The sequence below is a fragment of the Arthrobacter sp. JCM 19049 genome (assembly GCF_001310435.1).
The window spans coordinates 1-899 of sequence record NZ_BAXF01000708.1 but is presented as its reverse complement, the minus strand read 5'-3'; the positions used below and the strand labels follow the sequence as shown (position 1 = coordinate 899).

The following is an 899-nucleotide window of genomic DNA, read 5'->3' as shown; positions in this document are numbered from 1 at the left end:
TGCTCTGCGCGGCGCCGGTCGGGTTGTCTGAACCGCAGGCGGTCAGGGCCAGGGCGGCCACGGACAGCACAGCGGCCGCACTGGAGAGGCGTTTGAAGTTCACGAGTGTTTCCCCCATATTCAGGAATTGCGGTGTGGTGTGACCGCCATACAGGCTTTAGGTCTGCCTTGAGCGTAGGCAGTGCAGGTAACCAGCACCCCCGGCGAAGGTGAACGGAAGGTTAACACCGCCGCGCGCCGCTATGAACCGCCTCACATCCCGGCGTCCCGAGCCTCACCATCGACAGTGCGTCATGATGCCCCCATCGGTGCGGCAGGCGTGAAAGACTGGTTGTCATGGCCAGTGCACCGAACCTCAGGCGCGCCCGGCTCTTCGTGCGCCAGCGCAACCGGGTGGGGCTCACCCGTGCCTGGAACTCCCTGCCGCGCATTATCCGGATGACGATTGCGGCGATCGGCGCATACTGGATCGCCGATTCCCTGCTGGGGCACACCCAGCCGATCTTCGCCGCCACCAGCGCGCTGGTGGCCTCCGGCTTCGGCACCGCCACCACCATGCGCAAGGTGCTGGAGGTGGCGGTGGGATGCACCCTGGGGGTGGCGATGGGCGACTTTCTGATGCACTGGTGGGGCCAGGGGCTGTGGCAGGCCGCCGCGGTGATGTCGCTGAGCCTGCTGGTGGCCCGCTACCTGAACTCCGGGCCGATCTTCTCCACCCAGCTGGGCATGCAGTCCGCGCTGGTGGTGCTGCTGCCGATCTCGGTGGATGGGCCTTTGCCCGCTCCCTGGATGCGGTGGTGGGGGTCAGCCTGGCGATCCTGCTGATGATCCTGCTGCCCAGCGATTCGCGGCGCACCCCGATCGCGGCGCTGTCCGAGCTGCTGCGCGAGATGGCCGAG

At 67.3% G+C, this 899-nt stretch carries 1 protein-coding gene; it reads left to right on the top strand.

Annotated features, from left to right (window positions below; translation table 11 throughout):
* Positions 1-336 precede the first annotated feature (336 nt).
* Positions 337-825, top strand: coding sequence for an aromatic acid exporter family protein (locus JCM19049_RS15680; protein ID WP_054822016.1), 489 nt, complete (start codon positions 337-339; stop codon positions 823-825).
* Positions 826-899 lie beyond the last annotated feature (74 nt).

What these genes read in the sequence shown, in the direction of transcription:
- JCM19049_RS15680 (WP_054822016.1), top strand. Translation starts at nt 337, where the DNA reads ATGGCCAGTGCACCGAACCTCAGGCGCGCCCGGCTCTTCGTGCGCCAG.